This window comes from Bifidobacterium amazonense (assembly GCF_018555435.2).
Lineage (GTDB): Bacteria > Actinomycetota > Actinomycetes > Actinomycetales > Bifidobacteriaceae > Bifidobacterium > Bifidobacterium amazonense.
In genome coordinates this window covers 1-14,663 of sequence record NZ_JAFEJT020000013.1, presented here as the reverse complement: position 1 = coordinate 14,663, position 14,663 = coordinate 1, and the positions used below count along the sequence as shown (strand labels likewise).

10 protein-coding genes are annotated in these 14,663 nt (G+C 65.1%); 7 read left to right on the top strand and 3 right to left on the bottom strand.

Annotated features, from left to right (window positions below; all coding sequences use genetic code 11):
• Positions 1 to 144 precede the first annotated feature (144 nt).
• Complete coding sequence (locus JS533_RS04560; RefSeq protein WP_241513332.1) at positions 145 to 1,056, bottom strand: DMT family transporter; 912 nt, start codon at positions 1,054 to 1,056, stop codon at positions 145 to 147.
• Between the two features lie 282 nt (positions 1,057 to 1,338).
• Here JS533_RS04560 and JS533_RS04555 point away from each other — a divergent pair, with 282 nt between their 5' ends.
• Positions 1,339 to 2,568 (top strand): ROK family protein, encoded by a 1,230-nt coding sequence (locus JS533_RS04555; RefSeq protein ID WP_241513331.1) that lies wholly within the window; start codon positions 1,339 to 1,341, stop codon positions 2,566 to 2,568.
• 223 nt (positions 2,569 to 2,791) lie between these two features.
• Positions 2,792 to 4,138 (top strand): xylose isomerase, encoded by a 1,347-nt coding sequence (xylA, locus tag JS533_RS04550; protein WP_241513346.1) that lies wholly within the window; start codon positions 2,792 to 2,794, stop codon positions 4,136 to 4,138.
• 1,697 nt (positions 4,139 to 5,835) lie between these two features.
• On the opposite strand, the gene JS533_RS04545 is transcribed toward xylA, so the two are convergent.
• Together JS533_RS04545 and JS533_RS04540 are read right to left on the bottom strand one after the other, a co-directional pair.
• Positions 5,836 to 6,855 carry a LacI family DNA-binding transcriptional regulator gene (locus JS533_RS04545; RefSeq protein WP_241513330.1) on the bottom strand — a complete coding sequence of 340 codons (1,020 nt, stop codon included), beginning with the start codon at positions 6,853 to 6,855 and terminating at the stop codon, positions 5,836 to 5,838.
• A gap of 204 nt (positions 6,856 to 7,059) precedes the next feature.
• On the bottom strand, positions 7,060 to 8,130 hold the full coding sequence (locus JS533_RS04540) for a LacI family DNA-binding transcriptional regulator (protein WP_241513329.1): 1,071 nt from the start codon (positions 8,128 to 8,130) through the stop codon (positions 7,060 to 7,062).
• A 284-nt stretch (positions 8,131 to 8,414) separates the two neighbouring features.
• Here JS533_RS04540 and JS533_RS04535 point away from each other — a divergent pair, with 284 nt between their 5' ends.
• The 5 genes from JS533_RS04535 to JS533_RS04515 all read left to right on the top strand — a co-directional run.
• A complete protein-coding gene (locus JS533_RS04535) occupies positions 8,415 to 10,034 on the top strand; it encodes a type 2 periplasmic-binding domain-containing protein (RefSeq protein ID WP_241513328.1) in 1,620 nt (539 codons plus the stop codon).
• A 94-nt stretch (positions 10,035 to 10,128) separates the two neighbouring features.
• Positions 10,129 to 11,121 carry an ABC transporter permease gene (locus JS533_RS04530; protein WP_241513327.1) on the top strand — a complete coding sequence of 331 codons (993 nt, stop codon included), beginning with the start codon at positions 10,129 to 10,131 and terminating at the stop codon, positions 11,119 to 11,121.
• Positions 11,122 to 11,161: 40 nt separating this feature from the next.
• Complete coding sequence (locus JS533_RS04525) at positions 11,162 to 12,112, top strand: carbohydrate ABC transporter permease (RefSeq protein WP_241513345.1); 951 nt, start codon at positions 11,162 to 11,164, stop codon at positions 12,110 to 12,112.
• Between the two features lie 113 nt (positions 12,113 to 12,225).
• Complete coding sequence (locus JS533_RS04520) at positions 12,226 to 14,265, top strand: alpha-glucuronidase (RefSeq protein WP_241513326.1); 2,040 nt, start codon at positions 12,226 to 12,228, stop codon at positions 14,263 to 14,265.
• A gap of 97 nt (positions 14,266 to 14,362) precedes the next feature.
• On the top strand, positions 14,363 to 14,663 hold a 301-nt coding region (locus JS533_RS04515), incomplete at its 3' end, for a hypothetical protein (protein ID WP_241513325.1).

Sequence of the window (14,663 nt, the reverse complement as noted above, 5' to 3'; positions counted from 1 at the left end):
TCGGTTTCGCCGAGGGCATGGGACGGCTCGGTTCACGGGATGGTTGGCGGCGAAACGTGCGACAGATCACGTTGATCGCTTGGAGCCATGCGGCGGAACATGTCTTGGACGTCGGTATGTCGGGATGCCGGGTCGCATCCGGGGCTACTTCCTCAGCCGCTCCAGCATCCGCCCGTTCAGGTGGATCTGCGAGCACAGGATAGCCGAGAAGATCAGCACGAAGCCCACGCCGGCCGCCGGCTGGACGCGCTCGCCGTAGAACAGCACCGAAAACAGCAGGCTGAACACCGTCTCCAGGCACATGATGAGCGACGCCTGCGAGGGCGGCGTGACCTTGAGACCGACGTTCTGCATGATCTGCGCGCACATCGTCGCGCCGAAGAACAGATAGACGAGGCACGCGAGCACGTTCGGCTCGAGCCAAGCCGCGCTCGGCGCCGGCTCGGTCAGGATCCCTCCGATCAGGCACGCGACGCCGGCGACCACGAACTGCGCGAACGTGAGCGCGACCGGGTGGATCGTCTGGCCGAACTTGCCCAGCCAGACCAGATTGAACGAGAACACGCACGCGCACAGCAGCGTGAGCAGGTCGCCGAGCCCGATCGAGAACCCCCCGAGCCCGGAGCTGAGCGAGACGAAGCCGACGCCGGTCAGGCACAGCGCGGCCGCGACCAGATTGCGTGCGGTCGGCCGCTGGTGCATGAGCAGCCACGACGTGAACGGCACGATCACGCAGTACGCGGCCGTCAGAAACGCGCTGCGTCCCGGCTCGATCATCGTCAGGCCGGTCATCTGGCTGACCATCGTGCCCCAGTACGTCGCGCCGACGAGCAGGCCAGGCACGATGATCCGACGGTTGAGATACGGCACGATCTGCCTGCGGAACAGCACGAGCATGATCGCCGACGCGGCGAGCAGTCGGATCGCCATCAGATACTGCGGCGTGACGACGCTCATCGCGACCTTCGCGGTCGGATAGCTGCCTCCCCACAGCATCGCGCATGCCAGCAGCATGACCTTGCCGACGGTGGGGGAGAGCGTGAACTTGCGCGGCATTGCCCTTGAGCTCCTTCTCGTGAACGTTGTCCGTTCGTCCGACCGTTCATCCTTTCGGCCGGAACGAAAGCCGACAACAGCTTATCCTCTCGCCGTCCGTCCCGCGCCCCGGCGTGGCGGCCCGGCCCGGCGCGGGCGTCAGGCCGCTATAGTGACAGGAAGGATATTAGGTAAACCGTTGTCCTAAGTCGGGTCCGGCGGGGCCCGGGCCGGCACGGACACCGCCGATGACGGCGGTTCCGGCGGCGGCGACGGTGCGCGCGAAGCGGAAGGGAAACGGCGATGCCGGCGGCGAGACGAATCGGACAGGACGACCTGCGCAACCACAACATGTCGGTGGTGCTGTCGACCGTCGCGCGCTCGCGCACGCCGATGAGCCGCGCGGCGCTCGCCAAAAGCATCGGCCTGACGAAGGCGACCATGTCGCTGCTGACCGACATTCTCCTCAAAAACGGCGTGCTGCGGGAACTCGCGCCCGTCTCCGAATCCTCGTACGGCCGACCGGCCACGCCGCTGGCGTTCGAATCGGGCCGCTGGGCCGGCATCGGCATGCAGATCAACACCGACGGCGTCGGCTATCTGGCGCTCGACATCAGCGGCGGGGTCGTGCTCAGCGACTGGCACGAACGCACGATGGTCAACGTCAACCCGGCCACGGCGTTCGCCGAACTCGACGACATGATGCGTCCGGTCGAACGCGAGCTGGCGGAACGCGGCTATCGCGTCGCCGGGTCAAGCCTCGCGCTGCCCGGCCTGGTGACGAACGGCGACCGCCTGCTCGTCGCACGCAACTTCGGCTGGCACGACATCGACCTGAACCGCTATCCGGTCTTCTCCCGGCTTTCCGCCACCGCCGACAACGAGGCCACGCTGGCCGCGATCGCGCAGATCCCCGGCTACGCGTCGCAGCGAGCCGACCGCGACTGGCCGCTCGGACCGCTCGACTCGTTCGTCTACGTGTCCACCGACATCGGCATCGGCGGCGCGTACGTGCGCGAAGGGCAGATCGTACGCGGCGACCATGGCTTCGCCGGCGAGATCGGACACATCTGCGTCGACCTGCGCGGAACGCTGTGCCGCTGCGGCCGGCACGGCTGCCTCGAGACGATCGCCGGACGCCGCGCGCTGGCAGTGGCCGCCGGACTGGGCGACGGCGACGCGGCGGTGCGCACCGAACTGCTGCCCGACCTGTACGCGGCGTGGCGCGGCGGCGACACGAAGGCCGCGCTCGCCGTGGAGAACGCCCTGTCCGCGCTGGCCGCGGCGCTCGCGTCCACGGTGAACATGATCGATATGGAGAACATCGTGCTCGGCGGCCTGTGGAGCGGGTTCGGCGACGGGCTGCGCGCCGATCTGGAGCGGCGCGTGCAGGCGCAGATCCTCGCGCGCGACGCGGCGCGGGTGCGGCTCATGTTCCCGCCGGTCACCGAGCATCCGGCGATGCACGGCGCGGCCGTGATGGGCCTGCGCCGGCTGTTCGACAACCCGATGGGATTCATGTCGGTCGACTGAGCCGGGCGTCGTGTCGGCTGTGCCGATCGTTGCGCCGGCTGTGCGGCTGCCATAAACCGTTGATATTATTGGCGACTCGCCGTATCGCGCCCGATTAAGTTCATTGATTTGACAAAGATAGTTAAATGGTTTTATATTTATTCATGTCAGCCGGCGGAACGCAAAGACCGCGAAGCCGGAACGAAGAAGTACATACACCAACCGCACCGAAAAGGAGACCATGATGGGTCTGTGGGATGTTGACAAGATCGAGTACGTCGGCCGCACCAAGGGACCGCAGGAGGGCCTCGCGTTCCACTACTACGACGCCGACCGCGTCGTCGCCGGCAAGAAGATGAAGGACTGGCTGCGCTTCGGCGTCGCCTGGTGGCACACCTTCAACCAGGAGCTCGTCGATCCGTTCGGCACCGGCACCGCGCACCGCCCGTACTACAAGTACAGCGATCCGATGGACCAGGCGCTCGCCAAGGTCGACTACGCCTTCGAGCTGTTCACCAAGCTCGGCGTCGAGTACTTCTGCTTCCACGACCGCGACATCGCCCCGGAGGGCGACACCCTGCGCGAGACCAACGCCAACCTCGACAAGGTCGTCGACAAGATCGAGGAGAACATGAAGGCCACCGGCGTCAAGCTGCTGTGGAACACCTCCTCCCTGTTCACCAACCCGCGCTTCGTGTCCGGCGCCGCCACCTCGCCGTTCGCCGACATCTACGCCTACGCCGCCGGCCAGCTCAAGAAGAGCCTCGAGATCGGCAAGCGCCTCGGCGCCGAGAACTACGTGTTCTGGGGCGGCCGTGAAGGCTACGAGAACCTGTGGAACACCGAGATGAAGCGCGAGACCGACCACATCGCCAAGTTCTTCCACATGTGCGCCGACTATGCCAAGGAGATCGGCTTCGACGCCCAGTTCCTCATCGAGCCGAAGCCGAAGGAGCCGACGCTGCACCAGTACGACTTCGATGCGGCCACCGCCATCGAGTTCCTGCGCAGCCACGACCTGACCGACGTCTTCAAGCTCAACCTCGAAGGCAACCACGCCAACCTGGCCGGCCACACCTACCAGCACGAGATCCGCGTGGCCCGCGAAAACGGCTTCCTCGGCTCCCTCGACGCCAACCAGGGCGACAAGCTCATCGGCTGGGACATGGACGAGTTCCCGACCGATCTGTACGAGACCGTCGCCGTCATGTGGGAGGTCCTGCAGGCTGGCTCCATCGGCCCCCACGGTGGCCTGAACTTCGACGCCAAGCCGCGCCGCACCTCCTTCTACGCCGAGGACCTGTTCCGTTCGCACGTCGCCGGCATGGACTCCTACGCCGCCGGCCTGCTGGTCGCCGACAAGATGAACCGCGACGGCTTCATCCAGGACCTCATGGCCGAGCGCTACAGCTCCTACGATTCCGGCATCGGCGCGACCATCGAGAACGGCACCGCCACGCTGGCCTCCCTCGAGGAGTACGCGATCGACAAGCCGCAGTCCGAGCTCATCGCCGCGACCAAGTCCGATCACCTCGAGTCCGTCAAGGCGACGATCAACAACTACATCGTCGACGCGCTGGCTGAGGCGTGAGTCGAAAGCCCGATGGGCTTTCGGAGTAGCTTCAGGCGAGGTTGAGGCGATAGCCGATACCGAGCGAATGCCGGGCGCACGCAGCACTCCGCGGTTGCGGGACGAGGCGTGCGCCGACCGATAATCCGACTGGCCGCTGTATTACGGCTTCGGCTGATGCGACGGCCGGACGGATCGCCGGAAATCTGCCGGCGGCCATGCCGGCGGGTTCCGTTTCCTCTGTTCCTGTTTCCTTTCCCCTTCCCGCCGGCCGAGCCCGCGGTGCGTATCCTGTTCGGGGTGCGACGCGGACTCGGCCGTGCCCGGGGCAATGCCGTTTGTGACATTCCCTACATTTGCCGATATTCTTCCTACCGCTTCCGGACAACGGCGTCCGGACCCATTACGATACCCTTCTACGATGCCCGCCCGCGCGGCAGGCGCACGCAACATGCCCTCGCCATCGCCCGCAACATCGCCCGTCTACAATCCGTAACCGTCGGGTTGTCCATCACTTCGCACGAAAGGACCGATCGACATGACCATCGCAGCCCTCACCGCCTTCGTCCTCTCCCTCGTCGGCATCGCCCTGCGCGACCGTCTGCGCCGCAACGGCTGGATGTAGGCATTCCGCAAACCATCGTCGCACGCCGTCTGCACGCACATCGCAGTCGTGCAGCTGGCGTGTTCCCAACGGCCGCCCGGTCACGCACCCACGTGACCGGGCGGCCGTGCGTTCGACGCGCGCAGCGGCATCCACCTGAACCACACACCCACGTGACCGGGTGGCCGTTCGTGTAATGGATGAACGGATGGGGAACGGGATGCCCCGTCAACCATGCCCCAAGACAGATGTCAACCATCCGCTCGGACTAGACAAACGATGCCCATGGCTTCGGACGCGGCTTCGGTCGGCGTTATCGTCTCCATTTCCCCACTTTCCCCTTCGGCCGGCCCGCAGGAACGCCGGCGAGGTGTCTGGCGGTGGTGAATGTGGTGAAATCGACAGCATGAACGGACTCCGATAGGACGGTCGGCATCGACCGTTTTCGAAAGTGGGGAAACAAGCAGTACCGGCACCGCTCACGACGGGTGTTCGTGATGTCGGTTTCCCCACATTCGGCGTGACGTTCCGAATGTGGGGAAATCGACAGTATGAACGGGATCAATAATCGGCGTGTCGCGTCGCTTCTTCCCCACTTTCGGATACGGGCGCATGCAAACGTTCCGGTTTCCCCACATTCGGACGATTCCCGCCGATTCCCATGTCGGTTTCCATGGTGGCTTGTCACCCCCGGTGTCACACCCGGTCGATTCAGGTCGTTTTGCGTGGTCTGTGGTGTGATCGGCTGTCACGCAATCACGGAAAGTACCCATATCGGCAAGGTGTGACAGAGTCCGTGTCATACTCTGCAGCCGGTCGGCGATATCGGGCAAGTGTGACAGGCGATGTCCCGCAGAGTCCAAGTAATACCAGCGATTGGCCGGTATCCGTCCCGACGGCGCCGGTGTACCCCATGTCACGCTTCGCGAAAAATCCCTGTTCGCATGGAGGCGTGACAGCAAATCAGGGCACACTTCAGCCAGCCACCTGTTCCCGGGCAAAGTATGACAATAAAACAGATGCCGGGAACGGGAAATGCCCGCCAGCGCAACCATCACACCGCCGTTCAGCGGGAGGCCGGGGCGGTCTTGAGCGTGCCCTGCAGGTCGTCCGTTCAGCGCGCGCGGGGAGCGGCGACGGAGCCGCGTTCGACAAGGCGCGGGGGCAGGACGACGCGATGTACGCCCTCGCCGAGACGGCCGTCGAGATTGTCCTCGATCATGTCGATCGCAGCGTCCATGAGATCGCGGAACGGCTGCGCGATCGTGCTCAATGCCGGATGCAGGTACATCGAGGGGAACACGTTGTCGAAGCCGAGCACGGACAGGTCGTCCGGAATGCGCAGGCCCAGCTGGGAGGCGGCCTGATAGACGCCCATCGCCATCAGGTCGTTGAACGCGAAGATCGCGGTGGGCGGCTCGTCCAGCTCGAACAGCTCGAGCGTGGCCTTGCGGCCGCTTTCGGGGAGGAAGTCGCCGCGCAGATTGTATTGGTCGGGCAGCGCGAGCCCCGCTTCGGTGAGCGCGCCGACGAAGCCCGACAGTCGCGCGCTGGACGCCAGCGACGTGGCGCGGCCCTGGATGGTGGCGACGCGCGTGTGGCCGCGTTCGACGAGATACCGGCCGGCCATCAGACCGCCGGTCCAGTTGTCGACGCCCGCCGACAGCCGGCTTTGCGCGACCACGCCGGGCAGGTCGATGAGCACGAGCGGGATGTTCCACGACGAGAACGCGTCGAGTTCGTTCGGTTTCGTGTCGTCGAGGATGAGGATGATGCCGGCCGGGTCGTCCTCGGCGATGCGTTTGAGCAGATGCTCGCGGCTTTCGTCGGTTTTGGCGATCTGCCGGATGGAGAAGACCAGGTCGACGTCGTTGGAGCGCGCGGCCGCCTCGTTGATCAGCGAGTCCGCGCCGGACGGCAGGTTCGGCGGCAGCACAACCTCGACGATGCGCGACTGCGCGGGTGCGTAGCCGCGTTTCGTGTATCCGGTCTGCCGGATGATCTCCTCGATGCGGCGGCGCGTGTCGTCGGCCACGTCCGGTCGGCCGTTGATCACCTTGGATACGGTGGCCAGCGAGACGCCGTCCTGCTTTGCGATGTCGCTGGCCGATACCTTCTTCGCCGTACGCGCCATGATCGCTCCCGTTGCCTGTGGGTCGTGCACGCCGTGCGTCGTGGCGCGGCGTTTTCGACAAGTTTCGAAATTTCTCGAAACAGTCTATCGCATCGCGCCGAAGAGGGCGACCACGGCGTGTGCGATGGGGTGCATGGACGGGATCGGAGGATGTGCCGGAGGATGCGGGGGAGTCCGTCGGATCGTGGGCTGACTCACCCGCGCTCACTCCGCGCCCGGAGCGGCGGTGCTGCCGCGCACGATGAACGAGGTGGGTATGATCGTGCCGCCGGGCCGATGGCGGCCTTCGCGCATGGCCAGCAGCATGCGCACCGCCTCCACCGACATCTCGCGGATCGGCTGGTGCACGGTGGTCAGCGGCGGGCCCATCAGCGCGGCGGTCTGCACGTCGTCGAACCCGACCACGGACAGGTCTTCGGGGATGCGCAGCCGCAGCACGCGCGCGGCCTCGTAGACGCCCATCGCCATCAGGTCGTTGCAGGCGAAGATCGCGGTCGGCTGGTCGGGCCGATCAAGCAGCTGCTTGGCGCATTCGAGCCCGGAGGCCATTTTGAACTCGCCTTCGATGCACAGCGAGGGGTCGAACGGGATGTTCGCCTCCTCGATCGCCGCGCGGTAGCCGTCGAGCCGGGCGCGCGAGCACATCATGTCCATCGGGCCGGTGATGATGCCGATCTTGCGGTGGCCGAGAGTGATCAGGTGGCGCGTGGCGGTCAGTCCGCCGCTCCAGTTGTCGGCGCGGATGGACGCCGCGGACGGGTTCGGGTCGCCGGATGGGTCGAGCAGCACGATGGGGATGCCGTGCGCGGCCAGCCGTTCGGTGTCCGCTTCGGACAGGTCGGAGGTCACGATGATCGCGCCCAGCGGGTTGCGCGCGATGACGGCGTCCAGCCAGGCGGCGGGGGAGCCGCCGCGATCGCCGCTCTCCGTGATGACCACGCCGAGCCGGCGTTCGCGCACCTCCTGCTCCACGCCGATCATGACCTCGAGCCCCCAGACGTTGTCCAGCCGTTCGAAGATCACGTCGATCAGCGGTGCGGAATCGGTCGTCTGCCCGGCGTTCGGCTTGCGGTAGCCGGCCGCCGCGAGCGCGTCCTTGACGCGGCGGCGCGTGTCTTCGGCGACGTCCGTGCGGTCGTTGACGACCTTGGATATGGTCGCCGTGGATACGCCGAGGTCGCGCGCGATGTCGGAGAGCCGGACGCGGCGGGCCGTGCCGGCGTCGCGTTGCGCCGGCCTCGTCGACGTGACTTGCGTTGCGTTGGATGAGCTCATGGTTGCTGTCCTTTCGTCAACGTTTCCGAAAGTATTCGATGAAATTAAGTATATAACTTTCGAAACGGCGTGTCGCGGATTTCGCCGACACGGTCGCGGGGCACATCGAGAAAATTGTTGAAAAATCAGCATTTCCACGTCGTTAAAGGCTCTCCGATGATCGATAGTTAGCGATAACAAGAGTTTCGAAACCGTTTTGACAAGGATTAGATGCTGGTGTATAACATGAATTGTTCTCAAAGTTTCGAGGACTTGAGTTAAAAGTTTCGTACAAGGAGAGTGCGATGAAGCAGAACAACGGGCGAGGCAAGAAGAAGGTGATCGCCGGCATCGCGGCGGTGTGTGCGATGGCGACCACGCTGGCCGGTTGCGGCGGCGACTCGAAGAGCAGCGATACGCGGCTTTCCAGCGACGGCAAGCCGCTGGTCAAGATCATGGCGCTCAAGCAGGATACCGACATCCCCGCCAAGGACATGGTCTGGACCACCGAACTGGAGAAGGCGTGCGACTGCCACATCGAATGGCAGGAGGTGACCTCCACCTCGTGGAACCAGCAGAAGAACACGACGCTGGCCTCCAACGACATCGCCGACATCTCGCTCGCCGGCCTGTTCTACGCCGGCCAGGAGAACTCCTACCCGATCTTCGAGGACTTCTCCAAGCACCTCGACGACATGCCGAACGTCAAGAAGTTCCTCGAGAACGAGCCCGACGCGAAGCTCATGGTCCAGAACAACGAGGACGGCGGCATCTATTCGCTGCCGCAGGACAGCGGCGAATGGAACGACAACTCCTCGCAGCGCATGTTCATCAACAAGCAGTGGCTCGACAAGCTCGGCCTGAAGATGCCGACCTCCGCCGAGGAGCTGCTCGACGTGCTGCGCGCCTTCAAGACGCAGGACCCGAACGGCAACGGCAAGGCCGACGAGATCCCGATGGACGTGCGCAAGCTCGCCACCGACAACTTCGCCTGGTGGGACATGTTCCTGATGATGAACATGACCGGCATCCCCACCCGTCTGCAGGGCTGGCCGGGCCCGCAGGGCATCTACGTGGACAACGGCACCGTCAAGGACTGGGTCGTCTCCGACGAGTTCAAGAAGGTCGTCAAGTTCTACAACACCGCCATGCAGGAGGGCCTGCTGCCCAAGGACGCGCTCACCCATGACGACAGCACCTACTCCACCGAGCGCGAGGGCGACCAGAAGACCGGCGCCGCCACCGTGGGCGTCTCCTTCGAGGGCACCCGCTACTGGTACACCGACAAGCTGGCCGACCAGTACACCTCGCTGACCCCGTTCGCCTTCGACGACACCGTCGACCACCCGGTGTGGGACACCTCGTCGTCGCGCTACGGCTCCGGCGCGGTGCAGGTCGCCAAGGACGCCCCGAACAAGGCGACGATCTGGAAGATCATCGACACCATGTACTCCACCGACTTCGCGGTCCAGATCAAGTACGGCTCCAAGTTCGTCACCAAGAACTCCGACGGCAGCTACACCATCGACCCGTCCAAGTACGACTCGAGCAAGGAGGACAAGAACACGTACACGCTGAACATGTCCACCTACATCCCCGAGGACACCGTCATCAACGGCGACGTCGAGAAGGAACGCACCGAGGAGGCGTCCGAGGCGTTCAAGGCGGCACGCGCCAACGTGAACGACAAGAGCTACATGCCGTACTACGCCAACGCCTCCGGCTCCCAGGACACCGAGCTCGGCAGCCTGTACACCAACGTGATGACCTACGTGATGCAGACCACCGGCAACTGGATCCAGAACGGCGGCATCGACAAGGAATGGGACGACTACGTCAAGAAGGTCAACAATGCCGGCCTGCCGCGCATCATCGAGATCTGGCAGGACATCTACGACAAGCAGGTCAAGAACCGCACCGAGTGACGGCGCCCGGACCCGTCAATGACGTGGACCGCCGGGCGAGCGGGAACCCGACTCCCGCCCGCCCGGCCACCCCCGAAGAAAGGAAATGCATATCATGCGCGCGACAAACCGCAATGCGAACGCGGCCGGCACCGAAGCCGGCACGGCATCGGCGCTGGTCCCGGACAACCGCACGCTGCTTCGGCAGCGCCCCCTCCCGGTGCGAATCGCCGACTACTGCAAACGCTACTGGCAGCTGTGGCTGATGGCCCTGCCCGGCGTGTGCTTCGTGGCACTGTTCTCCTACGTGCCGATGTACGGCATCCAGCTGGCCTTCCGCCAGTACGACCCGACCAAGGGTCTGACCGGCGGCCGGTGGGTCGGCTTCATGTACTTCAGGCAGTTCTTCAACGCCCCGCAGTTCTCCAACCTGCTCATCAACACGTTCCGCATCTCGCTGTGGACGCTGGTCATGGGCTTCATCTTCCCGATCATCCTCGCGCTGCTCATCAACCAGATCGGCTCGACCCGGGTGAAGGGCTTCGTGCAGACCATCACCTACATGCCGCACTTCATCTCCACCGTCGTCATCGTGACGATGATCAACATCTTCCTCTCGCCCGACACCGGCATGGTCTCCAAGCTGTTCGGCAACGCGAACCTGATGGGCCAGCCGAACGCCTTCACCCCGATCTACTGGATCACCGAGGTCTGGCAGCACTGCGGATGGAACTGCATCATCTACCTCGCGGCCCTCTCCAGCGTGGACACGGCCCTGTACGAGGCCGCCAAGATCGACGGCGCCGGCCGGCTCCAGCTCATCCGCTACGTCGACATCCCGACCATCCTGCCCACCTGCGGCATCCTGCTCATCCTGAACATGGGCAACGTGCTCAACGTCGGCTTCGAGAAGATCTGGCTGATGCAGAACACGCTCAACCAGCCCGCCTCCGAGGTCATCTCGACGTTCACCTACAAGATCGGCATCGTCGGCAACCAGTTCAGCTACTCGACCGCCATCGGCCTGTTCAACACGGTCATCAACTTCGTCTTCCTGATGATCGCCAACCAGGTGGCCCGCAAAGCCTCCGACACGAGCATCTTCTAAGGAGCATGACATCATGAGCAACGCCTCCATGACCTACGACATGCACGACGCCACGGCTGTGAAAGCCCGTGAGGAAAGCGCCGCCATCCCGCTCAACCCGAAGGTCCGCCAGAAGAAGACCCCCGCCGACTGGGCCGTCGACATCGGCATCGCCGCCCTGCTGGTGCTGGTGGTGGCCGCGGTCGTCTACCCGCTGTGGTTCATCATCATCGCCTCGTTCTCCAACCCGTCGGCCGTGGCCAACGGCGAGATCACGTTCCTGCCCAAGGACGTCACGTTCGCCGGCTACAAGCAGGTGTTCACCGACTCGCGCATCTGGACCGGCTACCGCAACACGATCATCTACTCGGTGTTCGGCACCGCGCTCAACATGATCGTCACCATGCCGCTCGCCTTCGCGCTGTCCCGCCGCGAGTTCCGCGCACGCCGGTTCATCATGTTCATGTTCACCGTGACGATGTTCTTCTCCGGCGGCCTGATCCCGACCTACCTGCTGTACAAGGACCTCGGCCTGCTCAACTCGATGCTCGTGTTCATCATTCCGGGCGCGGTCTCGGTGTGGAACGTGATCATCGCCCGTTCGTTCTTCGAGACGAGCATCCCGGAGGACCTGCACGACGCGGCCCAGATCGACGGCGTGAACTACCTCGGCTACTTCATGAAGATCGTCCTGCCGCTGAGCGGCGCGATCATCGCGGTCATCGCCCTGTACTACTTCGTGGGCCACTGGAACGACTACTTCACCGGCCTCGTCTACATCCGCACCGCAGACAAGAAACCGCTGCAGGTCGTGCTCCAGGAGATCCTGCTCGCCAACCAGTCGAACAAGACGAACACGTCGAACATCGGCACCACGAGCGAGATCAACCAGGCCGCCGACCAGATCAAGTACGGCGTGATCATCGTCTCAACCCTCCCGCTGCTCATCATCTACCCCTTCCTCCAGAAGTACTTCAACAAGGGCGTGATGATCGGAGCGGTCAAGGGCTGACTGGAATACCTGCGGGACCTCCCGTTCCCCCGTTCTCCTGACAATTTCCTTCCTTCCGGGGGAACGGGAGGCCCCGCGCACCCTTTCACAGCGTTCACAGGCAAAGGAGCATCATGGCAGACGCAATGTGGCTGTCCGAGAGCGTCGCGCGACGCGCGGCGAGCGGCTGCACGTTCTCGGTCGACGTGGACCGCGTCGGCGAGGACGCGCGGTCGCTGCGGCTGCGCGACGAGATCGTGCGCCGGCTGGGCCGTCCGATCGTCTCGGAAGCGGGCCGCGCGAACGTGCGGCTGGTCGCGGGCGTCACGTCGTTCGATTCGGACGAGGCGTTCTCGATCGAATCGCACGACGGCGTCACCGTGATCGCCGGCAACACGACGGCCGCGCTGATGTACGGCCTGTACGGCTGGCTGCGTCGCCGCACGCTCGGTGGGACGCCGACCGATGGACGCATCGTGAGCGCCCCTGACCAGCCGATCCGCATGATCGACCACTGGGACCAGATCGACGGTTCCGTCGAACGCGGCTACGCCGGCGAGTCGATCTTCTTCGGCCGCCCCGGCAGCAACGTGCACGCCGAGTTCACCGGCTTCCCGCAGCGCGACGAGACCGACGCGTTCCGCGGCGACATGGACCGCGTCGAGGCGTACGCGCGCTTCCTCGCCTCCGTCGGCATCAACGCGGTGTGCCTGAACAACGTGAACGTGAGGGGGCTCGCGACGAACCTGATCGCGGACCCGTGGCTCGGGCGCGTGGCCGGCATAGCCCGCGTGTTCTCGTCGTTCGGCGTCTCCACGTTCCTGTCGGTCAACTTCGCGGCGCCCATGCGCATCGGCGGCCTCGGCACCTCCGACCCGCTCGACCCGGCCGTGCGCGCATGGTGGGCCGGCGTGGCGGACCGCATCTACGAGCGGATCCCCGACTTCGGCGGGTTCGTCGTCAAGGCCGACTCCGAAGGCGAGCCCGGGCCGTTCGCCTACGGACGCACCCACGCGGACGGCGCGAACATGTTCGCCGAGGCGCTAGCCCCGCACGGCGGCACCGTGATCTGGCGCGCGTTCGTCTACAACTGTCGGCAGGACTGGCGCGACCGCACGCTCGACCGCGCACGCGCCGCCTACGACCACTTCCGCGAGCTCGACGGCCGCTTCGCCAAGAACGCCGTGCTGCAGGTCAAGTTCGGCCCGATCGACTTCCAGACGCGCGAACCGCTGAGCCCGCTCATCGGCGGCATGTCGCGCACGAACCTGATCGTCGAGTTCGAGATCACCGCCGAGTATCTCGGCCATCAGATCGACGTGAACTACGCGGTGCCGCAGTGGCTGTCGATGATCCACGCGGACACCGGCCGCGACGACGCGGACGGACGCCCGCTGGAGACGGCCGACTATCTGCGAGACGTCGCGGTCGACCCGTCGCGCGTCGGCTACGCGGCCGTCGGCAACGTCGGCATGGACGACAACTGGACCGGGCACAAGCTCGCGCAGTCCAACCTGTACGGCTACGGACGCATGTGCTGGGACGGGTCGCTGAGCGCCGGAGAGATCGCACGCGAATGGACACGGCTGACGTTCCCGGAGGCCGACGGCGACGCCCGCGCGACGATCGAGCGCATCCTCGGCACGTCGAACGCGACGTACGAACGCTACACCGCGCCGCTCGGCGTCGGATTCATGGTCAACCGCAACGGCCACTACGGACCGGGCGTCAACGACTACGAGTACGACCGCTGGGGCACCTACCACTACGCCGACCGCGACGGCGTCGGCGTGGACCGCACGGTCGCGACCGGTACCGGCTACACCGGCCAGTACTCGCCGCGCGTCGCCGCGACGTACGAGAACCTCGCGACCTGCCCCGACGAGCTGCTGCTGTTCTTCCACCACGTGCCGTACTCGCACGTGCTGCACGACGGCACGAGCGTGATCCAGCACATCTACGACACGCATTTCGCCGGAGCCGCCGCGGTCGACGACTACATCGCGCAATGGGAGACGCTCGCCGGACGCATCGACGACACCGCGTACGAGAACGTGCGCGAACGATTGCAGCGGCAGCGAGAGAACGCGATCGCGTGGAGGGACCAGATCAACACGTACTTCCACCGGATGAGCGGCGTCGACGACGCTCACGGACGCGTGATCCACCGCTGAGCCGCGACAACCTACCCGCGCGATCCGCCCCCCCCGCCGCGGAACCCGCCGACAAATCACAAGAGTCTACAGAGAGTCCCAAGAAGGAGCCGACATCATGCCCCAGATGACCCATGCCGAAGCGCTCGAACAGGCCAGGCGCATCGTCGCGCAGATGACGTTGGACGAGAAGATCGGCCAGCTCAACTACGCGGCCCCCGCCATCGAGCGGCTCGGCATCCCCGAATACAACTATTGGAACGAGGCGCTGCACGGCGTGGCGCGTGCGGGGGTGGCCACCGTGTTCCCGCAGGCGATCGGCATGGCCGCCATGTTCGACGATGCCGAGCTCAAGCGCGTGGCCGAGACGATCGCCGAGGAGGGGCGCGCCAAGTACAACGAGTACGCCGCGCACGGCG